Here is a 26,349-nt window from a genome sequence, read left to right as displayed (position 1 = left end):
GCCGGATAGTGAATAGGATAAAAGCTGCTTACTCCATTTCTATGCCTCTATTAGAGTTCATAGAATCTATTTGATACTAAATTGTATTTCCATTTTGGCTAAACCTCATACTTGCTGTACTATAAAATATCCACTTTCAAAATATCCGGGCCGAGTCTATAACAAAAATCATAATTATCTCAAAAAAACGGCATTTTTTTAATGAATTCGTTTACACCGTTTGCTTCAGCCGTTATAATATAACTACAAATAAGAAATTGCCGGATACATACAGGAGGGAGATGTTCTCTTGGACCGCATGTTTCGAGTCTTGGGTTTTTTTACGCTTGTGATTGGACTTATGGCTTTTGCCGGGAATTTAACGGAGATGGCTCTACTCTTTTTTCTGCAAACCGCTTTTTTCGTGATCCTAGGATATATGAAGTTTACGGAGAAGACCTATATTCTGCTTTTTTGGGGATATATGATTCTTACATTTACGGGCTTCAGCTACTGGACGATCTTCGAAATGGGATTGCCGCTGTAAGTTCCACTAATTTATTAAATATAGTAACGGAGGCTGTTCCTTTTTTTATGGAGCGCTTCCGTTTTTTTGTGCATACGCAGTAGGTCTTGGACAGAAAAGAGGGTATGATATTTTAGCAGGGCTAATCATAATAATAGTACATACATATCCTGATATCTTAATAAGGTGGTGGAGTGGTGAAATCCCGCAACAATCGAAGCCGGTTTACTTGTGTACTCCTTATCCTTCTCTGCTTCACTGTGCTGCCGCTGATGCCCCCTCATTTTTTGAGTGCTGATCCTGGAACTGGACTGTCCGGCGTTTCTCCTCCTGTCATGCCTGACAACGAGGTCACCCGTAAGCTACTGGAACAGACGTTATCCTCGGCAGAAATTGAGCAGGAAATCTCGCGGATCACTGCTGAGCAGAAGGCTCTTGAGGAAAAGGCATCACTTCTGGAAAAAAGGGCTGTTTCTCAGCAAAGCGCAATACAGAATCAGCGGGAACAAGCCGGCGCTATAATCCGATCTTATTATATGGGAGATAGAGATGGACTCCTGGCAGCGGTTCTTTCCGCTAAAAGTATTGGCAGATTACTGGCCTTATATGATTATTATGAGATTATTATAGGAAGAGACCGTGACATTTTGTCTCAATATGAAGCGGAGTATAAGAAGTTAAAAGCAACACTTACCGCAGCACAGAGCAGTTCAGAGGAGCTTGCAACGCTCAAAACAGCTTTGGAGCAGCAGAAGGAACGCATCGCGGCACTGCATGAAGATATTGACAAGGGCATTCAATCCAGCAGTGATCCGGCTAGTATGAGCGCCTTATTGGAGGAGTTCACCAAATATTGGGAAAATATCGGGGTTCACGAAGTCAAAACTTATTTCAAAGCCTTGTCTTCTGCTATGAAGCAGTTGCCTGAGTTCGTTCAAAGCCGTGACGGGATCATGACCCGTAAAGGAATGACTTATAATCTGGCCTTAAAGGAAGCAGATCTGAATGAATTCCTCATCTCGCAGAATGAACTTTTCAAGGATTTTGCCTTCCAGTTCAATGACAATGAAGTAATAGCTTCCGGTAAAAGCGGCGGATTATCGCTCACGCTGACCGGCCATTACACCATTCAGGAGGAACCGGTTAACGGATTGATGTTCCATGTCGATCATGTCGTATTCAATGGCCTCGAGTTACCCGATACTACGCGAAAGGCCTTGGAGGAAGAATTCGACCTGGGGTTCTATCCGGCCAAAATCGTCTCTTTCCTCCGTGCAACTGAGGTGAGCAGCCAGGACGGTGTGCTGCATGTGAAGCTCTCGCTCTCATTCTGAGGACTGTGCCACCGCAGCAGCGTATCCTGCCGGATCAATCTCGCCTGTCAGTAGTTGTGTTACTGCCAGCGACAATGCTGTCCAATCGCCTGCTGATTCACTCTTCAGATTTGTTTCGTCTCCCAGCAGCAACCCGGGGTCAAACGGAAGCTTTACACGCTCTGGCAGTCCGGTACGGTATATCTCATCGAGTGCCGGAAGACGTCCTGTATTCTCCAGCCAATCCAGTTGCTCCATGCTGGAGGTCACATAGGACAGCCAATTAACTGCTTCCTCCGGATTACCGGATTGTGCTGGGAGTGCAAAGAAACGGCTGTAGATCGCTTCATACCCTGACCCGCTGCCTGTAGTTAGCGGCGCTTCCGCGGATAGTGAAGAATTCCCGTGCTTCTGCCACTCCGAGAGCGGGAGGGCTGCAACTGCAAGTTTGCCTTCTTGAAGCATACCCCAAATATCAGTGTTTGTACGGCTGGTGAGAAAAAAATAGCTGCCTGCGTAATGGGTCCATTCCAGCAGAGCAGGACTAACCGATCGAAGACTCCCGCCCATGCTCGCCAGAACTGCTGAATAGCCGTAGGGGTTACGCGTATCCATCGCTAGCAGATAGCGCTGTTTATCGGGGTGCTCACGAATCACCTTAAGCAGCTCATTCCACTGCTCCAGACTTCCGGGCAACTCTGTAATCCCCAGTTCCCTGAGCCGTTGCGGTGAATACACAAGCACATAGGGGTCAATATCAAGAGGAACACCCCAGTCATAACCATTCCACTGCATTTGAGGAATCAGAGTGGTCAGTGGCGCACTTCCAGGTACACTCTGATATATATCTATTGGCAGCAAGTAACCTTGCGTCGCCAATTCTATGATTCTGCGGCCATCGGTCATAATAATATCAGGGCTCTGGCCAATCGTCAGATCCTGCTTCAGAATATCATCAGCCTTATCACTATCCACATTGCTCAGGATTACCCGGGTGCGGTTGGACAAGCTATAGTTATTGCTGATCCGCTGCAGTTCGTTAAATTCCTCACTGCTCATGGATACCTGGATGCTCAAAGTTTGAATAAGATCTTTATTTCCAGCTTCGGAATGCTCCAACGGATTGAGCGGCTGCTTCATCGGGTAGGTATCGTCACTGGTATCCAGCTCCATGCTGGGGGATAGGCTTGTCAGCGACAACAATAAAATAGCAAACAATAGCCAGTAGTTTCTCCTTCTCAGCACGTGTTTTCTCCTCCAGCCCTATGACTCTTCTCCCCCATTTTACCAGATGCTTCACTTCTTGTCTGCCGCGTTGAAAACGTTCTCTTCTATTATATAGGTGAGAACGGCAAGAGCCATTGATTCTCTTGACGAGCCTGAACGCTCCGCGTGCGGATTATTCTTCCGATCGCTGTTGTCACCGGAATTATTGAATCTGATTTCGCGGTGCAAATCCGGGGACAAAGGCGAACACTCCGTTTCTCCAGAACAATTCCGCTCTCTCCGCTAACGGTTCTACTGACACAAAAATTCCCCGCCGTTCCTTTGGGGGCAGAATGGCAAACAGCCGGGAATGACCTCCCGGCTGTTTGCTGTAAATTGCAGCCCTGCTGGAGCAGCGGGGCTGCTGAAGGGCACTGTCACTTGCACGCACACTAATATGCGTACAGGAAACAATGGATTTCACAAAGTGCAATATGGGCCTTGGTTCTAACATAAGTCCAAAACATCACAGCAAGTCGGCAGCCAACTGGGCCAGGTGTGAACGCTCGCCCTTTTCAAGGGTAATATGTCCGCTTATGCCTTGTTGCTTGAACTTCTCCACGATATAGCTGAGTCCGTTGCTTGCCGCATCCAGATACGGATGGTCAATCTGCTCCGGGTCGCCCATGAGGATGACTTTACTGCCCTCCCCGGCTCTGGATACGATCGTCTTCACCTCGTGGCGGGACAGATTCTGTGCCTCATCAATGATAATAAATTGAGACGGGATCGAACGTCCGCGAATATAGGTTAGAGCCTCCACTTGAATACTGCCTAGGCCCATCAATATTTTATCGATATCGCCGGACTTTTTCGTATCGAACAAAAATTCCAGATTATCATAAATCGGCTGCATCCACGGACGCAGCTTTTCGTCCTTCTCACCTGGCAGGTATCCGATATCCTTACCCATCGGCACCACCGGACGGGCGATCAGCAGTTTCTTATACTTATGCTCGTCTTCCACTTTAAATAATCCGGCAGCCAGAGCCAGCAAAGTTTTCCCTGTTCCAGCTTTACCAGTGATAGTAACCAGCGGGATATCGTCATTGAGGAGCAGCTCCAGCGCCATCCGCTGTTGCGCATTGCGGGCACTGATTCCCCATACCGCATCATTCCCTAGATATAGCGGCTCCAGACGGGAAGCATCGTTGTTGACTTTGAGCAGGGCCGACTTGCCGCTGCCAATCTCATCCTTAAGAATCACAAATTCATTCGGATACAAGGAATAGGACAAGGACAACTGTTTGACGGACAAGGAACGGTGGCTGTAATATTCATCAATTAGTGAAGGATGAACCATCAGCGATTGAGAGCCAGAATACAGCTCATTCAAATCACCCGTACGGTCAGATAAATAATCCTCCGGTGTAATACCAAGTACATCCGCTTTAATGCGGACGAGCACATCTTTACTCACGAGCACCACAGGACTCGGTTCAGCTTTTTCATTCTCCTCATGGAGATAATTAAGTGCGACAGCCAATATCCGGTTGTCATTGGAGACTTCACCGAACATTTCTTGTACCTTTACGAAGCTGCGGTGGTTAAGTTCTACCTTCAGCGTGCCTCCATGCTCCAGTACCACGCCGCTGTGCAGGTGGCCGAGTTCACGAAGTCCGTCTAATAAGCGTGACACGGTGCGGGCGTTGCGGCCGATTTCATCGGCATTACGCTTCTTGGAGTCGATTTCTTCCAGGACTACTGCCGGAATGACAACTTCATGCTCCTTGAAAGCAAAAATCGAATTGGGGTCGTGCAAGAGCACGTTGGTGTCTAGTACAAATATCTTTTTCATGTTATCCCCTCCACAGCGCCTGGTTTGATTGGTCATACATAACTCTTTTCAGCAAGGGTAAGCTAAGGTAAAGACTTGATCTTTCGCTGAAAGGAGTACGCACATATGAGAAAATCAATGTGTCTGTTGCTGGTACTGCTGCTGCTGACAAGCTGCGGTATCGCTAATAAAGAGTCATCACCCTCTCCTCAGGATAAACAATCGGCAAATGATTTGAGCAGCCAGGGGAACCGAAAAGTACAGAAATTATCGGATACAGGAAGAACTATTTCTCCTGTACCTACCTCGCAGGCCGGGCAACCTTCTGGCACCAGAGGTGAAAGCGATGTTGCCCTGAAGGACCATTATGAGCGACTCGCCAAAAGAGTTCCCGGTGTAAAAGGCGCTCACTGCGTTGTGATGAATAATGTCGCTGTGGTAGGTATTGATGTGGATGGAAATCTTACCCGCTCACGCGTCGGAAGCATTAAATATTCCGTGGCAGAAGCCATCCGTAAGGATCCGAGAAGCAAGGATCCAAGAAGCGTAAAAGCGTTCGTCACTGCTGATATGGATGTATCCAGCAGACTTGCAGAAATGGGCCGCCACATCAGTAAAGGGCATCCGGTATCCGGTTTTGCCGCCGAGATGGCAGATATCATCGGACGTATTATTCCGCAGCTTCCCGAAGATACCAAGACCAAAGGCAATCAATAGAAGCTATCTTGCTTCGCGGATTTGGACAAAAAAAGCCTAGTGAGATCATCACTGGGCTTTTTGCATGGCGGCAAATACCTGTCCGTCCAGCTTATCAGCCGCACGTTCATCGTATACCTTCGCATATTTTGGGGCGGACTCCAGCTGTGCGCCATAGAATAACGCATTGCGGACCGCTTCAATTTCAATATCAAAACAACACATCTTGAATGGAACATCAGAGAGCGGATCCTGCCTAACGGATGCACGGCCGTTAATGGCATGAACAGTACCCTCACCAAAGACAGTAATAGTAACCAGCGGATTCACCTTCATGTTGTTCACAAGTCTGGAACGGTGGTCAACTGCAAGCCGCACAATGGAAGGGCTCACTGCATAGATCCAGGAAATGGCGGTGGACGTTGGTCCCCCGGATTCCGCATCTACAGTGTTCAGTAGAACAAAAGTTTCCGATTGCAGCATGGTAAGCAATGTTTCATTAAGCTGTGCAACGGCTTCAGACATAAGTACAGGCCCCCTATGCAGCTTGGATGCATTCAATTTATTATATTATAGCACATGCCCGAACTTGCATTCAATTTTGTGAGGCTGGTGTAATACCGGCAATACGGTCCTGCAGACTTTTCTTGGCGGCGTCCAGCTCTTCATCGTTAATATATACATAGGGACTGCGCCATGTTCCGGTCACCGGTTTGAATTCAATGTTCTCCTTGGAAATTTTCCAATAGGTTGAGATCAAATTTTTGATCTGTGCATTCTCGATATCCGTCTTCATGTTATCATCCACAGCATCGAGCACCTTACCTATCTTCAGAACACCGCCCAGGGATTGCATCTGTCCAACTAGTGAATGCAGAACTTCGTTCTGGCGCTTGTTGCGGTCAAAGTCATCTGACGCCTTGGTCTTCGGGCTGCAATTCGATTTACGGTAACGCACGTAATCGAGAGCATCATCGCCATTCAACTGTGCCGGCCCCTTAGTCAGGTTAATGTCCGTACCATCCACGCTGTCCGTGTAGCACATGTTTTCACTGATATTTACGTCCACACCGCCCAATTCATCGACGACATCACGGAAGCCCTGGAAGTCAAGTACAGTCACATAATCCACATCAACGTCAAGGTATTTACCCATCATGGTCTTCATCTCGTCTTCTGCAAGAATACCTGAAGTCTTCTCCTTACTTTTGAACCGGGCATAAAATTCATTAATCTTGGTCTTCTTATACCCGCTAAGCTCAACATATGTATCCCTTGGAAGCGATACTACAGTAGCAGACTCCGTTTTGGGATTAAGCGTCACAACCATAATCACATCAGTCAAATTGGAAGGATGTTTCGGACGATTATCTGTTCCCAGCAGCAGCATTGTGATCGGTTTCTCTGAAGCGGAATGTCCCGCCTGAACCGGCTGGTCCACACCAAAGCTTCCTTGTTCAAACTTCCAATACAGATAACCGCCATATCCGAGTGCAGCCAGGATGACAACAATGAGAAGAATCAACAATAATCTTCCCATTCTTGCCAACGCTCCGCGTTTCTTGACATTCTTCTTTGGCACGGGTCTAGCCGCGCTGTTCGGCTGCGGTCTGCCGTTTCTCTGATTCCCGCTCGATCTAGGAGGCAAACTGCCTTTATTTGTACTCATAATAGAATAAGGTCCTTTTCATATCATCTGGTATTCGATTGCTCACTCTTAATAGACGAATTCAAGCGGCAAAAGTTGCGGTTACTGGCGTTTGCCCGCTGCTGCAGCCGCTTTACGTCTTTGCCGGGCCTCTACCATGTAGCGGACCCGAACTAGCAGCATAAGCCCTACAGCCACAAGCAGACACTGTATAATTGGCAGCTTGTCGTGCTGGAAGATGAGTAGCATGCCCGAGCCCACAGCCATCATCAGATACAGCATAATTTCCTTGCCGATAGAAAGCTTCTGATTCACACGGAAAACACGGTTATACACATACGTCAGTAAAATAAAAATCACGATATAAGCGATCATTGGATGCTCAGCGAACCAGATCTGCAAAGCTCGTCACTCCCTCCGGGATAAGTTCGCTTACATTATAACATTCAACAGGCTTTTATACCGCAATAATCCTAAGAATTTGAGGGAATTCATAACAGCATTGCCAAATCAAAAACCGCCGGAATATTCCGGCGGCTTATAAGAAGAACGGAGTGCTGTACTTTGGCAGAACAAACAACCATTCGTTCAGATCAAGTTAGGCTTGGCTGGCTTGCGCCGCTTTACGCTGTTTTTCCACACGTTCGCGTTCGCCCTTATTCAGGATCTTTTTACGCAAACGGACAGATTTAGGTGTGATTTCACAATATTCATCATCGTTCAGATACTCAAGTGCACCTTCCAGTGAGAACAGACGAGGGGTCTTCATCTTCACTGTTTCATCCTTCGTTGCCGAACGGACGTTGGTCAACTGCTTTTCTTTGCAGATGTTGACGATGATATCGTTATCGCGGGTATGTTCACCTACGATCATGCCTTCATAAATTTCAGTACCTGGCTCCAGGAAGAGAATACCACGGTCTTCCACGCCCATCATGCCGTAAAGAGTAGTATTTCCAGTCTCACTGGATACAAGCACGCCCTGATGGCGTCCGCCAACCTGGCCACCGATCAGTGGAGCGTAGCTGTCAAACGCATGGTTCATTACACCATAGCCGCGTGTCAGCGTCAGGAAATACGTATTGTAACCGATCAGACCGCGTGCAGGAATCAGGAATTCCAGACGAACCTGTCCGGTTCCGTGATTGATCATGTTGACCATTTCCGCTTTGCGAGTACCCAGACTCTCCATTACGGCTCCCATGCTTTCTTCCGGGATATCGATCATCAGACGCTCAAGCGGCTCCATTTTGGCACCGTCAATTTCCTTAACGATAACCTCAGGTTTGGATACCTGCATTTCATAGCCTTCACGGCGCATATTCTCGATCAGAATCCCCAGGTGAAGCTCACCGCGTCCGGAGACGATAAAGGCATCGGGGCTGTCGGTTTCCAGTACGCGCAAGCTCACGTCGGTTTCCAGCTCTTTGAAGAGGCGTTCACGCAGCTTACGGGAAGTCACCCATTTACCTTCTCTGCCTGCAAAAGGACTGTTGTTCACGAGGAACGTCATTTGCATAGTTGGTTCATCAATCTTCAGGACAGGCAGCGCTTCAGGGTTCGCCGGATCGGCAATAGTCTCACCGATGTTGATATCCTTGATGCCGGCAATAGCCACGATGTCGCCTGCGCCCGCTTCTTCTGTTTCGACACGCTTAAGACCCTGGAATCCGAACAATTTCTCGATACGGGCTGTTTTGCTCTTGCCGTCGCGCATGATGACAGTAACGGATTGCCCTTGTTTAATTATGCCACGGTTCACGCGTCCGATAGCGATACGTCCCAGATATTCATTGTAGTCCATCAAGGTTACAAGGAACTGCAGAGGTTCTTCAACCTTTTCAGTTGGAGCCGGGATATGCTGGGTAATTGTTTCGTACAGTGCAAGCATGGTTTCATCCTGCTTCTCAGGGTCCATGCTGGATGTACCGTTAATTGCAGAAGCATAAACAACCGGGAATTCTAATTGGTCGTCACTGGCTTCAAGCTCAATGAACAGATCCAGGACTTCATCAATAACTTCCTTCGGACGTGCAGCCGGACGGTCAATCTTGTTCACGACAACGATAGGTGTCAGGTGTTGTTCCAGTGCTTTGCGCAGAACGAATTTGGTCTGCGGCATGCAACCTTCATATGCATCAACAACCAACAGTACACCGTCAACCATCTTCATGATACGTTCTACTTCACCGCCAAAGTCGGCGTGTCCAGGGGTATCTACGATGTTGATCAGGAACTCTTTATAGGTGATTGCTGTATTTTTGGCTAGGATGGTAATTCCGCGTTCCCGCTCCAGATCGTTCGAGTCCATGGCCCGTTCTTGAAGGTGCTCGTGCGCGCTGAAAATCCCTGACTGCTGCAGAAGCTGATCGACGAGTGTTGTTTTACCATGGTCTACGTGGGCAATGATCGCAATATTGCGGATATCTTTTCTTGAATGCATGATTTGTATCCAAATCCTCTCATTTATCAAATTAAAAATGTTTAAATTTATAGCTTGTCGCGGCAATCTCACAAAAGAAGCGCCAGGCAGAAAGCCGACGCTTCAACATATCCTTAATATTATAGTGAAAGCACCATGAAAAGCAAGTCTTTTTATGAAAAAACGGTTTCCATCTCCGTTTAATTTTGCTAAAGTTGCATTCGGGCAATTTCCCCGTTCCTTCTTGGAACCTGTTTGGCCGGAAATCCGTCTTACCAGCCTCCGTTCCACTTTTTGCGTCCTCCCGGTTTGCCCCGTCCAAAGATTAGCCAGGCACCAGCCGCAACCAGTATAGCTCCCAGCAAATAAAGTGCTCCCGTACCCAACATACTGAAAATCAGCAGCACCAGGCTTAGCAGCCCCAAAATGACAGCTGTAGTTGTAAGTCCGCCGTTCCGTCCAGAGGAATAGAGTGAATACTCATACAGTCCGACAGCAATACCCAGCAGCAGCAGCGGCCACAGATGAGCCATCAGTCCCCAGCCCCAGGTATTGCATAAGCCCAGCAGCAGTCCGTACACGGTCAGAATCCCAGCTGGCAGCAGCACTGATGCTGGAGCCCGGCGGCTGAAGAAAAGCACATGAAGGAACAGGCCGGGTACCAGAATTACGAGTGGCCATAAGGTTCGCCCGAGAAAACCGAACACTCCCAGCTTTCCGAACAATATCACAATGCCCGCGGCGAATATAAATATACCCAGTTTCGCATCGTTTTTGGAAGACATTATCCACCCATCCCTTCAAAAATTCATGTTTTTTTCTCTCAGAGCCGCCACTAAGATACCTAAGTATGTGACAGGATTCTCTTTATATTTTATCTGAAAAAATAACAAAACACCATCATTCTTCTTATTATGGGTTCCCACGGCAAAGAGACTGGGCCAAAGCTGTTGCACAGCTCTGACTCAGCCTCCAATGATTACGGAAGTTCTACTTAGCCGATAAGATTACGCGCCTGAGCAAGCCCGACATCACAACAGTGACTCCGAGCAATAACGGTAGCAGAGAGTGTAAAGATGGCAGCAGGAAGGAAATCACCGCACCAAATTTGGCATCCTGAAGCAGCATATCTCCTGCCGTATAGGCGAGGATATACGCCCCGATGTAGATCAGCACAGGGAACCGGTGTAACCAGCCCACGATAATTCCGCTGCCCCATACTACAATCGGAATGCTGAGAGCGATACCGATCACAATCAGCGCTAGATCCCCCTTAGCCACACCTGCAATGGCCAGTACGTTGTCCAGACTCATAATAAAATCAGCAAGCAGGATAGTGCGGATGGATTTCCATACGGATGAGCTCTCCGCAACCCGGACGTCCTCTTCCTCCTCCAGCAGCAGCTTGAACGAGATCCAAAGCAGCAATATACCCCCGCCGGCCTCAATATAAGGGATCTTCAACAGCAACACTGCAGCAAAAGTCAGTAGACAACGCAGCACAACAGCACCTGCAGCCCCCCACCAAACTGCCAGCTTGCGGTGCTGCTCAGGCAAATTTTTACTGGCCATTGCGATGACCATTGCATTATCTCCGCTCAACACGAGATTGATCATCAGTATTTCACCAAGCAGCAATAAAGAATCCATTCACTTCAGCCTCCCCGAACTGCATGTATTTACATGTATGTCCAAGGCGGGCAAGCTATGCTTCATGGGCGGGCTTTTTTGTAAGTTATGAATGTCCGGCGTTTTTTTAGCGTATACAACACTATACTGTTCCGATGGTAAATGCCTATTACCTGCTTAAGCTGTAACAAACAAAACAATAGGAGTGACACGCTCTTGAACACATCCGCTTTGGATTTCATATTGCCGCTGCTGAATATTATTTTTCTGGATCTGATTCTGGCGGGTGATAATGCCATTGTCATTGGCCTGGCTGCACGGAATTTACAAGGCGCAACACAGAAAAAGGCGATATTGCTGGGTACAGCAGGAGCTGTGGCACTGCGGATTATCGCCACCGTTCTTGTAGTCTGGCTGCTAAAGATTCCCTGGCTGTTGCTGTTCGGGGGCCTACTGCTTATTCTAATTGCTTATAAACTGCTCACCGGAGATAACGAGGATCCAAAAATCCAGGCAGGAGGAACACTCTGGTCGGCGGTGCGGACTATCATAATCGCAGATGCTGCCATGGGTCTGGACAATGTAATTGCGATTGCCGGAGCGGCCAATCATAATATCGTGCTGGTAGTACTGGGGCTGCTCATTAGCGTTCCGATTGTAGTCTGGGGCAGTACTCTTTTCATTAAGCTGATGGGCCGGTATCCCTGGATTATTTATATCGGTTCTGCTGTCCTGGGCCTGACTGCCTCAAGCATGATCACCGAAGAGCAGCGGATCGGTCCTTTTGTAGAGAAGCATCCGCTGCTGAGGGTTCTTTTTATCCTATTGGTGATTGGGGGAATCCTTGCGGCCGGGCATTGGAAACGGGTCAGGGAGCACCCCCTTCCTTCAGACTAGAACCATTCCTCCTGAAGCCCTGCTTCCGCAGGAACTACATCCGTTGGCTTTTCATCTCCGTAGGGGGTTATAGTAATTGTCTCTGTTCCCGCTACCGCCGTATCTAGAAGCGCACTGTAGCCTGGAAGGGTGGCTTCAATTTTGTCCACGATCCGCAGGTTGGGATTAGTCGTCGGCGATTTGGGGACAAACAGCGTGCAGCAATCCTCGTAGGGAAGGATGGAGAGTTCATAGGTGCCGATGGTTTTGGAGATGTCCACAATCTCACTCTTATCCATCATCACAAGAGGACGCAGCAGTGGTAGCTGGGTTGCCCGGCCGATTACATTCATGCTGGAAAGCGTCTGGCTGGCAACTTGGCCCAGACTTTCTCCCGTAACGAGGGCCAGTGCTCCCTCCTGCTCAGCCAGCCTAGATGCAATCTTCAGCATGGCCCGGCGCATCAAGGTAACAATCAGGTTATCCTGCCCGATACCTGTAAAAGAGGTCTGCACCTCCGTGAACGGAACAAGATGCAGCTTGATGACCCCTGCATATCTTGACAGCACCCGCGTCAGATCTACGACTTTTTGCCTGGCCAGCTCGCTGGTATAGGGAAAGCTGTAGAAATGGACACATTCGATTTCGAGGCCCCGGCGCATGGATGACCAGCCCGCGGCAGGACTGTCAATACCGCCGGACAGCAGCAGCATGGCTTTCCCGTTGGTGCCCAGAGGGAACCCTCCAACACCGGCAATATTTTCACAGAAAATAAAGGTATGGCCTTCCCGGATTTCAATCCTCAGCTCCATCTGGGGTGACTTCACATCCACAACCAGACCTGGATAGCCTTGAAGAAGCGGCGTCGAAATCAGCTTGTTCATTTCTATTGAGCCAAAGGGAAATCCTTTCCATACCCGGCGTGCATTCACCTTGAAGGTTGTGCCTGCTGCCGGAGCAGCAATTTGCAAGAAATTCCGGCTGACTGACAAAATATCATCAAACTCCGATAAAGAAACTTTTACCGGGCTTATCGAAGCAATACCAAAAACATTGCGAAGCACAGCGATCAATTCCCCTGCGGGTTCCCCGTTCAATTGCACATAAATGCGCCCGAACTCCTTGCTTAAGCTCACCTTCGGAAAGGGCTTGACCAATTCCCGCACATGGCGGAGCACTGTTTTCTCAAACCGCGTGCGGTTTTTGCCTTTTAGGATAAATTCACCGAACCGCAGCATCAGCATATCTGCATATTCACTACTTCTTATCATAGCGGTACCGGATTCAGTTGCACATCCACTTTCTATCTCTTTCATGCTTTATTTCATGCCTCCTTCAACTTTCTTCAATGACTGTACTGCAGTCAACAGCGCTTGTTCAAGCATGGCAACATCAGCTTCCGTATGACTGTCCCCCAGGCTGATCCGGATACCTCCAAGTGCCGCAGGCACGTCCTTGCCCATGGACAACAATATCCTGCTCGGTTCGGCAAGACGCGAAGAGCAGGCTGAACGGGTCGAGACAGTCATCCCTAGCTCCTCCAGCTTGCGTGCAAGAACCTCTCCCTTCATGCCAGGGTAAGAGAAATGGACAATATGAGGTGCTCCGTCCTCTCTGCTGTTCAGAACTAGCTCTGGGATATCCGAGATAAAATGCAGCAGCCGGTTACGAAGCGGAATCAGCCGTTTGCTTAGTTCTTCCCGTCTCTCACCGCTCATTCGCAGAGCCTTGGCCGAAGCCACTATTCCAGCTACATTCTCAGTTCCGGCACGGGTTCCATTCTCATGCGAGCCTCCCGTCAGAAGCGGAAACAGCGTTACTCCTTCTCTGACGACCAGAATGCCTGTACCCCGTGGTCCACGGATTTTATGCGGAGACAGGCTGTAGAGATCAGCCTGCCACTCCGATAGCCGAGTCTCAAGCTTACCATATCCCTGCACCCCGTCCACATGGAATAAGGTCCGGCGGTTTGCAGCCTTGATCCTCTGTCCAATCTCCCGCAGCGGCTGTACGGTTCCAATCTCATTATTGACATGCATCACACTGACAAGCACCGTATCTGGACGAACGGCAGCGGAAATATCCGCCGGATCCACGATCCCCGAGCTTTGCGGCGCGATATAAGTAACCTCCCAGCCCAGAGTCTGCAGCTGCAGGCAACTCTCAAACACTGAAGGGTGCTCCAACTGTGTCGTAACGATATGTCTCCCTCTGCCCTGATACTGCAAGGCGGCGCCTTTTATAGCCAGATTGTTGCTCTCGGTAGCCCCGGAGGTGAACAGAATTTCGCCCGGCTGTACAGAAAGTGAGGCTGCACATACTTCTCTCGCGCGTGTAATAAGCCGCTCAGCTTCCACCCCCGCCCGGTGCAGGGATGAAGGATTGGCATAATGAACTCTCATAATTTGTTCCACGGTCTGCACCACCTCATCATAAGGAGGTGCTGCAGCGGCATAATCCCAGTACAGCATATATCGAAGGTCTCCTTTGTATCTCGTTCTTAAGCAAAACATGCAAGAATCTCCCGCAAACCTATAAAGGGCGAAAAAGGATCAAACGGCCCTCGCCACCTCTGTGGCTTAAGGGTAACCCGTTTGATCCTTTTTATTATACCGCGTATTTCTCGCGGGCGCGTTCTATTTTGGTGATGTAAGCCTGGGTTTCCTTCGGAAGCTGCGACAAATTGGCCATCAGCTCCATGTCATTACTTACTCCCAGTTTGTTCACCCGTCCCGGACCAGCATTATAAGCGGCAAGCGCCATATTCTCCTGCCCGTTATACCGTTTCAATTGATAGGATAGGTAACGTACCCCTCCGTCGATGCTCTGAGCCGGGTCAAAGGGATCCGATACACCCAGGCCATTCGCCGTTCCATCCATTAGCTGCATCAGACCTTTGGCTCCGGCCGAAGATACAACATTAGGATTAAAAGAAGACTCTGTATCAATAACCGCTTTAATCAGATCTACGGGAACCCCGTATTTCGTGCTTGCCGTCTGAATAAGATCTTCATAATCCGTAGGTTTCGTCTGCGTTATTTCCCCGGAAATGGAATTATAGGCTTCATCCACCCCGCCAAACTGCTGCCATAACAGTCCGCTTAAGGAGGAGCTGTCCATTGATGGTAATACTCTTCTGGTATCCCCGCTGTTATTCTGGAGTGCGTTCTCCTGGAGTAGGGCAGCAAATTCTGCTGACGAGCTTCCCGAAACTTCCGATTTGTGGGCGGCCCTTGTATCTTTAACCTGGGAAGAGCTTCTTAAATCGATCCATTTTAGCTGGCCGGTTCCGCCGCTAGTTACGGCATTAATCACCATTCTGAGCATTCCTTCTTTCACAGTCGTTAATATATGTTAAGGTTCTCATTTCAAATTTAAAATACGCCTTTATTTTACAATTTCCACGCTATAATTGCTATATGTAGACACGAAAAAACAGACTTAAGACCTGCATAGTTAGGTCTTAAAGCCTGTTTCGAATCGGGCTTATGCTGGATTATACGGCTAACGGGCAAAAGGAATCATAATAAAATAGCTGAGTGTAGATACAATCCCTAGTCCCATGGCCCACGCCCCTGCAGTTTTTTGTCCCTTGGCATACGCATAATAACCAAGCACTGCTGCAATGGGTCCCAAAATAATGGACCAGACAAACAAGGAGACTATTCCAAACCCCAAGCCCACATACCCGGTGGTCCGGCTATCCGTGTTTGTCCCGTCTTCTTTTTTGGCTTCTGTCCCTTTGATCAGCCCTCTATGCACATGAGCCGGCAACGGGCTGATCTCAGCGGCATATTCCTCATTAAGGTTTCTGTCCCGGCGGGGGTAATCTATTCTCCTCGGACGCAGAATTATTTTTTTGCGGGAATCTTGGTCCAGATTGGAATCTTCACTGCGCTTATCCATAGCGGTGTCCTCCTAATCCTTCGGCTTGAACGTTAGGCAACAGGTAGCAGAAGAAGTAGCCGCATGATCGTGATGGCCCTGATTCGTCATTTCTTCGGCATATTCTTCCATATATCCGCTGCCCGAGTGTTTGTCGATTTCGATCACAATCTGATCTGCACGGCAAAGGTTCTGCTCTCCCCAATAATTACAGTTGCTCACACTGCATTTCACAAGTGGTTTGGCGGTTGTCATCATTATCACCTCGGTTACATTATGTCCGTAGAAATCTGCCGCTATCCAGCAAAGGGTTTCCAATTGAACCCATGCACCTACCTCAGTTAAAAATCAAAAAAAGACCGCATCAGCCATATCCATGGCCAGTGCGATCCAGTTGTAACGGTATTCCACTTTCGTTCAGGCTACACCTGATTCTGCATGCGTTTCTCGGTCAAATAGTCATTTTCATAATAACTTAGATCATCCCGCAGTTCTTCATAGACCTTGGTAATATCCATGATAATGTCGCGGGCCGGACGTACCGGCTTTTTGCGGAAACGGATGGCATCTTGTCCTGTATAGGCATAACGTCCATCTTCGGAATAGCTTTCATTTTTGGGATAAAAGAAATTGTTCACCCCAAAATGATATACGTTATATAACGCCTTTTGCGCAAAGGCTTCATCAAAGGTGGCACGCCGTAAGGCAACCCCAAGCTTCTCATAGGACATTTCCGAGAACACCAGCAAATGGCGGAGATCGGACAAAAAGCCTTGATAAAAGAGCAGCGTTTCCTCATCTTCCTCTGTAGCCAGTTGCGGCAGCGCATGCTGATTCAGGAATAATTCCATTTTTCCGATTACGGATTTAAGCTTTTCTCTCGTCGTTTCACACAAATTCTGCACATTGGCTGCTGACATGGCGATTGCTCCCCCTTATTAGTCCTGGCTCATGTAGTTGAAATAAATTAACAATCATAGCGAGGTTTTTCCAAGTGTTTTACTTAGTAAGCACTTACTTTCTGATATTAACATAAATCTTTGGACGACGGTATCCTTTTCTGCAATGCATAAAACCTCTGTCCACTCCGAAACCTATACCTATTACAATGCCATGAAGGAGCGGAAAATATGTTACGTAAAAATGCAATACTAGCCGGTCTGGTCACCGCTGCTTTCACCATAGCAGTTCTAACATTCACCTTTCGTTCTGATGGAGAGCCCAAGCTGAGACAAGCCTCCGTACCCAACCCTGCACAGGAAAAGACGATTAAAAAAACAGCACTTACGCAGGATGTCATCGCTACCGACCGTTTGAACAGAGTAGATGTCAACAGACACCTGAGAACGATGCTCTCCGAGACCCATGGTAAAATGCCCGGGGATATTTCAGCATATGCCAAACGACTGCAGCAGGGACACGGCCATATTACTATGCTGATGTGGATTGATTTCCGCACGCAGCAGACCCAGACTTTCAAATCGTCTCTTCCCGAAGGAAGCGAACAGGAGAACAAACAGCTCCTGAAGTACCTGAACACGGCAAAAGCCGCTATCAAGGGACATCAAGCCTATGAATCCCCTTCTTTTATTATCGGCAATAAAAAGTATTATTTCACCGCCCAGCGTGACCAGGAAGGCCATTATGGGGTCATCGCCCTGATCCATCAAAGAATACTGGACCGGGTGGCTGAGCACCAGCTCAAGAATCTGCGGCTGATTCCGTATCCGAAGGAAGGCAAATACCGCGTTGAATCGGTCCATGCCGATACCCTGAAGGAACTTACGGTCAAAACCGGCCACGATAACGAGAATGCCAGTCACTATTACGAAAATGAAATTGTCGTCCGGTTTAAAAATGGCCACCCAACAGCAGGACAGCTGCAGACCATTGCCGCCGATATACGCTGCAAGGAGCCGCGGAAGCTGGGTTATGCCTACATTTTCCGCTCAGGGACAATGAACTACACCCAACTGAAAACCTATTTCTCCGGGAAGTGGCATCCGCAATATACGGAACCTCACTATATGTATTTAACCAATGATACCGTCAGCGAAAATACAGCCACAGTCATTACACCGAATGATTTGCTCTTTTCAACCTACCAGTGGAATCTGCCGGCGATTGAAACCGAACAGGGCTGGAATCTGACAAAAGGCAGCAAAAATATTATTGTCGCGGTAGTGGATACAGGGGTTCAGGCGAATCATCCGGACCTCAAAGGCCAACTGCTTGCCGGTTATAATACCATAACGAATACTTCCCCTCCTGACGATGATGTAGGTCATGGCACACATGTTGCGGGAATTATCGGGGCTTTGACGAATAATAAAGAAGGTGTGGCCGGCATCAGCTGGTACAACAAGATTCTCCCGGTTAAAGCGCTGGACAACTCGGGTGCAGGCACCACGTATTCCGTAGCTGAAGGAATCATCTGGGCTGCAGACAAAGGGGCCAAAGTGATCAACCTCAGTCTGGGCAATTATGCCGATTCGCAGTTTCTGCACGATGCGATTAAATATGCCTACGACCGCGATGTGGTTATTGTATCCGCCGCAGGAAATGACAACACCGAACGTCCAGGCTATCCTGCTGCCTATCCCGAAGTCCTTGCAGTTGCGGCAACAAATGCTACAGGTGAAAAAGCTTCCTTCTCCAATTACGGGGATTATATTGATGTCGCCGCTCCCGGCGAGAGCATCGCGAGCACATATCCCGACAACCAGTATGCGGCATTGTCCGGAACCTCGATGGCCAGCCCGCATGTAGCGGCACTTGCCGGACTGGTCCGTTCACTGAACCCGGCTCTAACCAATAAGGAAGTGATGACAATCATGACTTCAAGCGCCGTAGATCTGGGCGATCCCGGCCACGATAAATATTATGGATGGGGTCAGGTGGATATCTATAAGACATTGCAGGCGGCAGGGGGAGGAGAGGCCCCGCTTCAGCTGTTCCCGCAGCAAGTTGAACGGCAGCTCAATAGCCTTCGGCAGAGTCTCGGAAATAATTAACCCTGTGAACGGAGATGCTTGTCCAGCAAAATAAGGAACAGCTTCAGGCCACGTTCCATGTCGGCTTCCTTCATTTGCGAATAGCACAGGCGGATATGTCTTGAAGGCAGATCACCGGCATAACACACATCGCCAGGCAGAAAAGAAATACCTTCCTGCTCCGCCAGCTCATGGAGCTTCTCGATACCGGTCGCGGAAGGAAGCTGCAGCCAAAGGTTCAATCCGCCTTCGGGAAGAACCCATGTAACCCCAGAAGGGGCATACTGTTTCAGCAGCTTAGCTGCCTTCTCCATCCGTCCACGCAGAGCAGTCCGGAGCTTGCTGGCATAGCCGTCGTAGTTACGGGCAATGAACGGGAGTACTGCTCCCTGCGTAAGCAATGGACTCCCCAGATCACTGGCCGACTTGGCAGCGATGAGCCTTGACAGGATATTACCCTCAGCGGCTACACAGGCAATTCTGCAGCCTGGAGCAATGACTTTGCTGAAGCTTTTCATATATACCACATGCCCATCTTCGTCCATGGATTTGATCGAAGGAGGCGGTGGGGTATGAAAATACAGGTCGCTGAACGGATCGTCCTCCACTATGAGACAGCGGTAGCTGCGGGCAAGCTCCAGCAGCCGCTGTCTTCTTGTTAAGCTCATAGTGACACCGCTCGGATTCTGAAAAGTAGGATTCGTATAGATCAGTTTGGGCGGCCTGGTATCACAGAGCCGGGTCAGCACATCCACCCGCATCCCCTCATGGTCCATAGGCACGAAGATCATCTCCGCTCCCCTTCCGGCAAAAACATCAATTGCCCCTGTATAGCTAGGCGCTTCCAGATATACAGTGTCTCCCGGGCCCACAAAGGTGCGTGCCACAAGGTCAATCCCCTGCTGGGTTCCACTGGTAATCATCAGATCAGCGGAGCTTAGGTGAATGCCACGTGGCTGCAAATGCCTGCGCATAATCTCCCGCAGCTCCGGATCCCCCTGGAAATTCCCATAGGAAGCCATCAACTCGGGCTGCTCCGTTACCAGTGACGCCATGGTTGAGCCAATTGGCTCCAGCGGAAGCAGGTCACTATGAATCGCAGCCAGATGGAATGGGAATTCCACCCTGGAGTAGTCAAAGTTGCGCCACAGCTGTGCACGCGGCAAATAATCATCATATTTATCCTGCCAGCGTGTCCCGTTCCCGGATCCGCTTGCCTCATGCTCAGCTACAAAGCAGCCTTTTCCCTGGGTGCATACAATGTGGCCCCTCTTTTCCAAATCGGTGTATGCTTTGCTCACAGTAACTTGGCTTACCTTCAGGGTAACTGCCAGTCTTCTTATGGAGGGCAGCCGGGTTCCCGGCTGCAGGAGCCCGGAAGTGATCCGCTGAGCCAGTGTATCACTGATTTGCTGCGGCAAGGCTTTGCTGCCGCTGCGGAGCAAATCGATATGCATTCTTCCGTCCTCCCAACTGTTATATTCAGTGCTTTACTGTTATACCGCTATGCCGTTATGATACAACAAAATCCAAGCAGCGGGGGCGTATTTTTTTATGAAGATTCATTATTCAACAGCCGCAGAACATCTGGGTTCCTCAGCAGTCCGTGAAATTCTCAAGGTAACGCAAGGAAGAAATATTATCTCCCTGGCTGGAGGGCTGCCCGGGGAAGAATTATTCCCGATGCAAGCGGTTCGTGATGCTTACAACAAGGCACTTGCTGCGGATACTTCAGCCCTTCAGTATGGCTTAACCGAGGGCTATCTGCCCCTTCGTGAACAAATCGCAGCCAGACTCAGCGGGCAGGGAATTGCAGTATCTGCTTCCGATATGATTCTGACTACAGGCTCGCAGCAGGCTCTGGATCTGCTCTGCAAAATCATGCTCGACCCTGGCGACCGTGTGCTTGTAGAAGCGCCTACTTATCTGGCCGCCCTTCAAGTACTCGGCTCTTACCGTGCGGACATCCACACCGTCAAGAGTGACGAGCAGGGTATGCTTCCCGATCATCTGGAGGAGCAGCTTCGTACACAGAGGCCTAAGCTGCTGTACGCCGTTCCAACGTTCAACAATCCTTCAGGTGCCACCTGGAGCAAAGAACGCCGTGAACAGACTGTGGAATTATGCAGACGATATAATGTGCTTATTCTCGAAGACAATCCTTATGGTGATATCACCTTTGACGATGCTCCTGATGCTTATCCGCCTACGCTGGCTGCCATTGACAGAAGCGGCGGGGGTGAATCCTGCGTGGTCTACACGGGTACCTTCTCCAAAATTGTTGCACCGGGACTGCGTACCGGCTGGATCATCGGACCTCCTGAACTGATCCAAGTCATCACCAAGGCCAAGCAGGCAGCGGATTTGCATTCCAGCGTAATTGACCAGAGGGCGCTGTCTGAACTGCTGCAAACCTTCGACCTTGAAGGGCATATCCGGCTGGTTTCCCGCGAATACCACTCCCGGATGAAGCTGCTCTCCGGCGAGCTGAGATCCCGTAACTGGGAAGGAATTCACTTCCTTGAACCGCGAGGCGGCATGTTCCTATGGCTGACACTGTCCAAGCACATTGAGGCCGCACAGCTACTCCCTTATGCTGTTGAGCAAGGTGTAGCCTTCGTACCCGGGGAGGTGTTCTATTCCGAACAGCCGCTAAAGAATACGATGCGTCTCAATTTCACCCATACGCCGCCTGAGCTTATACAGGTTGCCGTGCAGCGGCTGGACGAAGCCCTGAATATTTACGCGCAAAGTACACAAATCTCGCGGCTGATTCCTCAAGCAGATTAATCTGTATTCCAAAAAGGATTCTTTATAGCGCACAGCATATATGTAACAAAAAGCGGCCCTCGATGAGGGCCGCTGTCTTATGATTAGCGATCAGTACAATCTATAAGTTGTCAGTTGGGAAAGTTTGCCGTAAGCCGGGTTCTGTGCTCGTCGTGGTTCAAACGGGAACTACCCTCCCACCATAAGCGACAATCATCTATCTAGGCCGTACATTACTGCACAGCTCCAGCGACCAACCTAGACACGCCTCAGGCGAAGGCTGCTTCTTCCGTTAGGAGAAGCTGCGTCTCATTAGGTCTTGCTCCAGATGGGGTTTACCAGGAACGAAGTCACCAGCGTTCCTCGGGGTCTCTTACACCTCGGTTCCATCCTTGCCTGTGCCGCCCGAAAGCGGCCATCGGCGGTCCATTTCTGTGGCACTATCCTTCGGCTCGCGCCGACTGGACGTTATCCAGCACCCTGCCTTGTGGAGCCCGGACTTTCCTCCCGTGGCGTCTTCACGCGCACCGGCGATTGTCTGTCAAACTTTCCTGAACAACATTGTATATTATACAGACTTGAACCTTGACGCACAAGTGTAAATATGTGGTTTACAGGAAGGCAAAAGGCTCCGTATTCACTTGAGAGACATGCACCACTGTATCATACTTATGCTCAGTCAGCTTGTCCGTCATCCACTCGGCTACTTTCACTTTCATAATTTTCTCTGCGTTATGTCCTGGATCAATCAGAGCGATGCCTGCCAGAGCAGCATCCTGGGCAGTGTGATAATCAATGTCTCCTGTCACCAGCACATCAGCTCCTTTGAAGATGGCGCTGTTATAATACTTAGCGCCAGAGCCTCCCATTACGGCAGCTTTGCGGATGGGACGGTTCAAATCCCCAACGACACGAACATGCTCCACCTGCAGTCCGCTTTTGACCGTTTCAATGAACTGGCCCAGCGTGGTCGGCTCCTTGAGCTTCCCTACCCGCCCCAGTCCGAAGCTGCGGCCCTTAAGATCCATAGAATACAGATCATATGCCACCTCCTCGTAAGGGTGGGCTTTCAGCATCGCCTGCACGACTTTGTTACGGATGGGCTGGGGCACAATCGTCTCTATGCGGATTTCCTCCGCGCGCTCCAGCTTGCCCTGTTCCCCAAGAAACGAATCAGAGCCTTCTCTCGGGATGAATGTGCCATACCCTTCAATATTGAAGCTGCAGTGACTGTAATTGCCAATCCAGCCCGCACCTGCATTCAGGATGGCATCCAGCACCTTCTGATGATGATCCTTCGGCACAAATACCACCAGTTTGGACAACTGCTCGGTATGGATGTCCTTAATTGGAGCACCTTCCTGAATGCCGAGAGCTTCAGCCATCCAATCATTCATGCCGCCCTCGGCCACATCAAGATTCGTATGGCTGATATAGACAGCAATATCATTCTTAATCAGCTTCTCATAGAGCCTGCCCATTGGAGTATCCGTCTGAATTCCCTTGATCGGGCGGAAGATAATTGCATGGTGGGCGATAATCAGGTTACAGCCCAGAGATATTGCCTCATCCACAATAGTATCATTAACATCAAGCGCCACAAGGATACCGGTTATCTCCTTCTGCAGAGATCCCAGCTGGAGGCCTACGTTATCCCATTCTTCCGCCAGATGCTTGGGCGCAAGCTGCTCCATATATCCGATTACAGTCTGGCCTTTGGCAAACATTCCAGCACCTCCGTAATTCGTCTGATCTGTTCATTGATCTTGCCGCGTTTTTCTTCTGCAGATTCCAGCTCCGAACGTGACAGAGAGGTAAGAATGCCTTCGAGCTTCGCAATCTCCCCTTGCCATTTGTCAAAGAAGGCTTCATTCGGTGCCTGGAGCAGCCAAGGTCCCATCGCCAGCAGCAACTCACGTTCACATACCACACTGGAAGACAGTCTGCGCTCCTGGTACAGCTGTTCATTCGTAATCCCTCCAGCAGCCTCTTCTCTAACTGCCGTCAGAATTTCATAGATCTTGCCGTCCTCTTCCAGAATATGCTCAGCGGTAAGCACCCATCCATGGTTCAAAAGCCAGCGGCGGAGGATATCCTCCCCCACATTCGGCTGCAGCGCAAGGGTCTTGACACCCTCAAGCTTTCCAAGGTTCAATCCGCGATCCAGGATGGATGCAATAAGGGAGCCTCCCATACCTGCAATGGTAATGCAATCGGCCTCTCCAGGCTCCAGCACCTCAAGCCCGTCTCCGCGTCGTACGTCGATCGACTTTCCCAGTCCGGCCTCTGCCACCCCTCTTCGGGCAGCTTCATACGGACCCGGATTTACTTCTCCTGCGATAGCAGATCGTACCCGCCCGCTCCCTACAGCCGCTACAGGCAAAAGCGCATGGTCAGAGCCGATATCGGCAACCACGCTGCCCTGCGGAATTTGCTCCAGTACAAGCTGAAGCCGGTTTGATAATTTATTGTTATTCATGAGGTCACCCACATTATCCATTTTTTACGGAAAATAAACAGCAGAGCAAGACCTGCCGCAATCTTTAGTATCAGTATTAACGAAACCCACTGCGGAAAATCCGGTCTCAAGAGTAAAGCATCAATCTCAGGCATAATCCACAGACCTACACCTACGCCAAGGTAAACTCCTGAAACACCATTCACCCGGTGATGCAGCAACCAGCTCAGCCATACCATAAGTACGCATGGCGGTAAATACAATAGCTCCAGCTCGAGAATAGAGGCATCCGGGCGCATGTGGCTGAAGAATCCGGCATAGAGCAGTGTCCAGAAAGCAAAGCCGCAAAAATGCAAAAGACTAAGCCGGAGAAGAAAACCAAGAACGACCCACAGCAGTCCGCAGCCGGCAATCAGCACAGGCCTCCAGAAGTCCGGGTCCAGGTCATGCAGTGCAATAAGCCATAATCCGAATCCCAGGGTCAGTATGCTGCCTATCCCTGCTAGCATAAGACTGATCATGTTGTTCCGGTCCCTGTAAACCGCCGAGTAGCCATAACAAACAATAAGGACACAGAGTGCTGTTGCAAGTTGCAAAGGCCAGGGAAAAACGCTAAAATAAAGACTAATCAAGAAAATCAAGGAAATAATTCCAAAACCAAACAGCCAAATTTTGATGCTTCCCTGCTGAAGATTACGGAACGAAATTGGATTGCTGTCCTTCACCTCTGTCTCATCATCGTAGAGATTGGTCAAGAAATCACAATATTGCTCCGGTAACAATTTACTTCTTCTCCAGTACTGAATTTCTCTTAAAATAATTTCACGTTTTTCCAAGTTCAACGGTTCATCCCTCTTTCGGACCTTGACTCTGGCACTTACTACTATTTCATGCATAAAAGAACCTCCTGCCACCGTGCAGCAGAAGGTCCGGTTCAACACAACTATTCGAGGAAATCCTTGAGACGTTTGCTCCGGCTTGGGTGGCGAAGCTTGCGTAGAGCCTTAGCCTCGATCTGGCGAATCCGTTCACGGGTAACCCCGAACACTTTGCCTACTTCCTCAAGCGTTCTCGTCCGCCCGTCATCCAGGCCAAAGCGCAGACGAAGCACATTCTCTTCACGCTCGGTGAGCGTGTCCAGTACATCCTCCAACTGTTCCTTCAACAGCTCATAAGCAGCCGCATCCGCAGGCGCAAGAGCTTCCTGATCCTCGATAAAGTCACCCAAATGCGAATCATCCTCTTCACCGATCGGTGTTTCCAGCGATACCGGCTCCTGGGCAATCTTCATGATCTCTCTGACCTTTTCTACAGTCAGCTCCATCTCGGCGGCGATTTCTTCCGGCGACGGTTCACGTCCAAGCTCCTGCAGAAGTTGGCGGGATACCCGGATCAGCTTGTTAATGGTTTCCACCATGTGTACAGGAATCCGGATCGTCCGCGCCTGATCTGCAATCGCCCGTGTGATAGCTTGACGAATCCACCAGGTTGCGTACGTACTGAATTTGAATCCTTTGTTGTGGTCAAATTTCTCCACCGCTTTGATCAGACCCATGTTGCCTTCCTGAATCAAGTCCAAGAACAACATGCCGCGTCCGACGTAACGTTTGGCGATACTGACCACGAGACGAAGGTTCGCTTCAGCCAGACGGCGTTTTGCTTCCTCATCACCGTTCTTGATTCTCATCGCCAGTTCTACCTCGTCGTCAGCTGACAACAGCGGCACCCGTCCAATTTCCTTCAGATACATCCGGACAGGGTCATTAATCTTAATTCCGGGCGGGAGTGACAAATCGTCGTCGAAGCTGAAATCATCGCTGTCTTTGTCCTCATTGTCCTCACTTGGCCGAAGGCTGTTAACCTCTTCGTCATTCTCGTTGACAACTTCGATCCCCAGATCGCTCAGCTGCTCGTAGAATTCCTCCATTTGTTCGGGGTCTTGATCAAACGGCGACAATTTCTCCATAATATCTTTGTAGTTCAATGATGATCTTTTCTTGCCTTGCTCAATAAGCTGGTCCTTAACCTGATCCAGAGTAAATTCCGCTTCCAGTTCAGTGTGCTGATCGTTCGCCATAATTCGACTCCCTCCTCCCTAGGTACATCCTGTCA

The 26,349-nt window shown here is 49.4% G+C and carries 26 protein-coding genes and 1 other RNA gene; 6 read left to right on the top strand and 21 right to left on the bottom strand.

Features of this window, described 5'->3' with window-relative positions; genetic code table 11:
• Positions 1-289: 289 nt before the first annotated feature.
• Both ACAN54_RS23465 and ACAN54_RS23460 read left to right on the top strand, forming a co-directional pair.
• Positions 290-526 carry a DUF2626 family protein gene (locus tag ACAN54_RS23465; RefSeq protein ID WP_074112261.1) on the top strand — a complete coding sequence of 79 codons (237 nt, stop codon included), beginning with the start codon at positions 290-292 and terminating at the stop codon, positions 524-526.
• 176 nt (positions 527-702) lie between these two features.
• Positions 703-1,839, top strand: a complete 1,137-nt coding sequence (locus ACAN54_RS23460; protein ID WP_379161202.1) for a coiled-coil domain-containing protein — start codon at positions 703-705, stop codon at positions 1,837-1,839.
• Here ACAN54_RS23460 and ACAN54_RS23455 read toward each other — a convergent pair.
• The 3 genes from ACAN54_RS23455 to ACAN54_RS23445 all read right to left on the bottom strand — a co-directional run bounded on the left by ACAN54_RS23455 (position 1,831) and on the right by ACAN54_RS23445 (position 4,882).
• Entirely contained in the window at positions 1,831-3,063 is a 1,233-nt protein-coding gene (locus ACAN54_RS23455) for an extracellular solute-binding protein (protein ID WP_379161200.1), read from the bottom strand. The two genes, ACAN54_RS23460 and ACAN54_RS23455, sit on opposite strands and share 9 nt — an antisense overlap.
• 184 nt (positions 3,064-3,247) lie before the next feature.
• The gene (locus ACAN54_RS23450) at positions 3,248-3,538 is read right to left on the bottom strand and encodes a hypothetical protein (protein WP_379161198.1); all 291 of its coding nucleotides are present in this window, start codon (positions 3,536-3,538) and stop codon (positions 3,248-3,250) included.
• A 12-nt stretch (positions 3,539-3,550) separates the two neighbouring features.
• The gene (locus tag ACAN54_RS23445) at positions 3,551-4,882 is read right to left on the bottom strand and encodes a PhoH family protein (protein ID WP_379161195.1); all 1,332 of its coding nucleotides are present in this window, start codon (positions 4,880-4,882) and stop codon (positions 3,551-3,553) included.
• Positions 4,883-4,987: 105 nt separating this feature from the next.
• Here ACAN54_RS23445 and ACAN54_RS23440 point away from each other — a divergent pair, with 105 nt between their 5' ends.
• Positions 4,988-5,578, top strand: a complete 591-nt coding sequence (locus tag ACAN54_RS23440; RefSeq protein ID WP_379161193.1) for a YhcN/YlaJ family sporulation lipoprotein — start codon at positions 4,988-4,990, stop codon at positions 5,576-5,578.
• Positions 5,579-5,626: 48 nt separating this feature from the next.
• Here the strand turns inward: ACAN54_RS23440 and ACAN54_RS23435 are convergent, their stop codons facing one another.
• The 6 genes from ACAN54_RS23435 to ACAN54_RS23410 all read right to left on the bottom strand — a co-directional run bounded on the left by ACAN54_RS23435 (position 5,627) and on the right by ACAN54_RS23410 (position 11,277).
• A complete protein-coding gene (locus ACAN54_RS23435; RefSeq protein ID WP_379161191.1) occupies positions 5,627-6,082 on the bottom strand; it encodes a pyridoxamine 5'-phosphate oxidase family protein in 456 nt (151 codons plus the stop codon).
• Positions 6,083-6,152: 70 nt separating this feature from the next.
• Complete coding sequence (locus ACAN54_RS23430) at positions 6,153-7,226, bottom strand: LCP family protein (RefSeq protein ID WP_379161189.1); 1,074 nt, start codon at positions 7,224-7,226, stop codon at positions 6,153-6,155.
• Positions 7,227-7,307: 81 nt separating this feature from the next.
• Positions 7,308-7,607 (bottom strand): YlaH-like family protein, encoded by a 300-nt coding sequence (locus tag ACAN54_RS23425; RefSeq protein ID WP_379161187.1) that lies wholly within the window; start codon positions 7,605-7,607, stop codon positions 7,308-7,310.
• 196 nt (positions 7,608-7,803) lie between these two features.
• Positions 7,804-9,648 carry a translational GTPase TypA gene (gene typA, locus ACAN54_RS23420; protein ID WP_379161185.1) on the bottom strand — a complete coding sequence of 615 codons (1,845 nt, stop codon included), beginning with the start codon at positions 9,646-9,648 and terminating at the stop codon, positions 7,804-7,806.
• 251 nt (positions 9,649-9,899) lie between these two features.
• Positions 9,900-10,412, bottom strand: coding sequence for a hypothetical protein (locus ACAN54_RS23415; protein WP_379161183.1), 513 nt, complete (start codon positions 10,410-10,412; stop codon positions 9,900-9,902).
• Between the two features lie 205 nt (positions 10,413-10,617).
• Positions 10,618-11,277: a TerC family protein gene (locus tag ACAN54_RS23410; RefSeq protein WP_379161181.1), complete on the bottom strand. Its 660-nt coding sequence runs from the start codon at positions 11,275-11,277 to the stop codon at positions 10,618-10,620.
• Positions 11,278-11,472: 195 nt separating this feature from the next.
• Between ACAN54_RS23410 and ACAN54_RS23405 the strand changes: the two genes are divergently transcribed.
• Positions 11,473-12,153: a TerC family protein gene (locus tag ACAN54_RS23405; protein ID WP_379161179.1), complete on the top strand. Its 681-nt coding sequence runs from the start codon at positions 11,473-11,475 to the stop codon at positions 12,151-12,153.
• Here ACAN54_RS23405 and thiI read toward each other — a convergent pair.
• The 6 genes from thiI to ACAN54_RS23375 form a co-directional block, all read right to left on the bottom strand.
• Positions 12,150-13,403, bottom strand: coding sequence for a tRNA uracil 4-sulfurtransferase ThiI (gene thiI / locus ACAN54_RS23400; RefSeq protein ID WP_379161598.1), 1,254 nt, complete (start codon positions 13,401-13,403; stop codon positions 12,150-12,152). The two genes, ACAN54_RS23405 and thiI, sit on opposite strands and share 4 nt — an antisense overlap.
• A 48-nt stretch (positions 13,404-13,451) precedes the next feature.
• The gene (locus tag ACAN54_RS23395; RefSeq protein ID WP_379161176.1) at positions 13,452-14,603 is read right to left on the bottom strand and encodes a cysteine desulfurase family protein; all 1,152 of its coding nucleotides are present in this window, start codon (positions 14,601-14,603) and stop codon (positions 13,452-13,454) included.
• Between the two features lie 136 nt (positions 14,604-14,739).
• Positions 14,740-15,450, bottom strand: coding sequence for a lytic transglycosylase domain-containing protein (locus ACAN54_RS23390; RefSeq protein ID WP_379161596.1), 711 nt, complete (start codon positions 15,448-15,450; stop codon positions 14,740-14,742).
• 186 nt (positions 15,451-15,636) lie between these two features.
• Positions 15,637-16,038 carry a hypothetical protein gene (locus ACAN54_RS23385; RefSeq protein ID WP_379161174.1) on the bottom strand — a complete coding sequence of 134 codons (402 nt, stop codon included), beginning with the start codon at positions 16,036-16,038 and terminating at the stop codon, positions 15,637-15,639.
• Between the two features lie 12 nt (positions 16,039-16,050).
• On the bottom strand, positions 16,051-16,275 hold the full coding sequence (locus ACAN54_RS23380) for a DUF1540 domain-containing protein (RefSeq protein WP_379161594.1): 225 nt from the start codon (positions 16,273-16,275) through the stop codon (positions 16,051-16,053).
• Between the two features lie 164 nt (positions 16,276-16,439).
• On the bottom strand, positions 16,440-16,937 hold the full coding sequence (locus ACAN54_RS23375; RefSeq protein ID WP_379161172.1) for a YpuI family protein: 498 nt from the start codon (positions 16,935-16,937) through the stop codon (positions 16,440-16,442).
• A gap of 210 nt (positions 16,938-17,147) precedes the next feature.
• Here ACAN54_RS23375 and ACAN54_RS23370 point away from each other — a divergent pair, with 210 nt between their 5' ends.
• Positions 17,148-19,031, top strand: coding sequence for a S8 family peptidase (locus ACAN54_RS23370; RefSeq protein WP_379161170.1), 1,884 nt, complete (start codon positions 17,148-17,150; stop codon positions 19,029-19,031).
• On the opposite strand, the gene pdxR is transcribed toward ACAN54_RS23370, so the two are convergent.
• On the bottom strand, positions 19,028-20,467 hold the full coding sequence (gene pdxR, locus ACAN54_RS23365; RefSeq protein ID WP_379161168.1) for a MocR-like pyridoxine biosynthesis transcription factor PdxR: 1,440 nt from the start codon (positions 20,465-20,467) through the stop codon (positions 19,028-19,030). The two genes, ACAN54_RS23370 and pdxR, sit on opposite strands and share 4 nt — an antisense overlap.
• Before the next feature lie 97 nt (positions 20,468-20,564).
• Here pdxR and ACAN54_RS23360 point away from each other — a divergent pair, with 97 nt between their 5' ends.
• Complete coding sequence (locus tag ACAN54_RS23360) at positions 20,565-21,800, top strand: aminotransferase-like domain-containing protein (protein ID WP_379161166.1); 1,236 nt, start codon at positions 20,565-20,567, stop codon at positions 21,798-21,800.
• Positions 21,801-21,915: 115 nt separating this feature from the next.
• Here ACAN54_RS23360 and rnpB read toward each other — a convergent pair.
• The 5 genes from rnpB to rpoD all read right to left on the bottom strand — a co-directional run bounded on the left by rnpB (position 21,916) and on the right by rpoD (position 26,314).
• An RNA gene (rnpB, locus tag ACAN54_RS23355) (RNase P RNA component class A) lies at positions 21,916-22,329 on the bottom strand.
• A 61-nt stretch (positions 22,330-22,390) separates the two neighbouring features.
• Positions 22,391-23,506, bottom strand: a complete 1,116-nt coding sequence (locus tag ACAN54_RS23350) for a Nif3-like dinuclear metal center hexameric protein (RefSeq protein ID WP_379161164.1) — start codon at positions 23,504-23,506, stop codon at positions 22,391-22,393.
• On the bottom strand, positions 23,482-24,258 hold the full coding sequence (locus tag ACAN54_RS23345; protein ID WP_379161162.1) for a tRNA (adenine(22)-N(1))-methyltransferase: 777 nt from the start codon (positions 24,256-24,258) through the stop codon (positions 23,482-23,484). The genes ACAN54_RS23350 and ACAN54_RS23345 overlap by 25 nt, the downstream gene beginning before the upstream one ends.
• The gene (locus ACAN54_RS23340; RefSeq protein ID WP_379161160.1) at positions 24,255-25,133 is read right to left on the bottom strand and encodes a hypothetical protein; all 879 of its coding nucleotides are present in this window, start codon (positions 25,131-25,133) and stop codon (positions 24,255-24,257) included. Before ACAN54_RS23340 ends, ACAN54_RS23345 begins: the two co-directional genes overlap by 4 nt.
• A gap of 47 nt (positions 25,134-25,180) precedes the next feature.
• A complete protein-coding gene (gene rpoD / locus ACAN54_RS23335; RefSeq protein ID WP_036683799.1) occupies positions 25,181-26,314 on the bottom strand; it encodes an RNA polymerase sigma factor RpoD in 1,134 nt (377 codons plus the stop codon).
• Positions 26,315-26,349 lie beyond the last annotated feature (35 nt).

Source organism: Paenibacillus diazotrophicus (assembly GCF_042610465.1).
The sequence above is the reverse complement of the archived record's forward strand: the minus strand, read 5'-3'. Positions and strand labels throughout refer to the sequence as shown.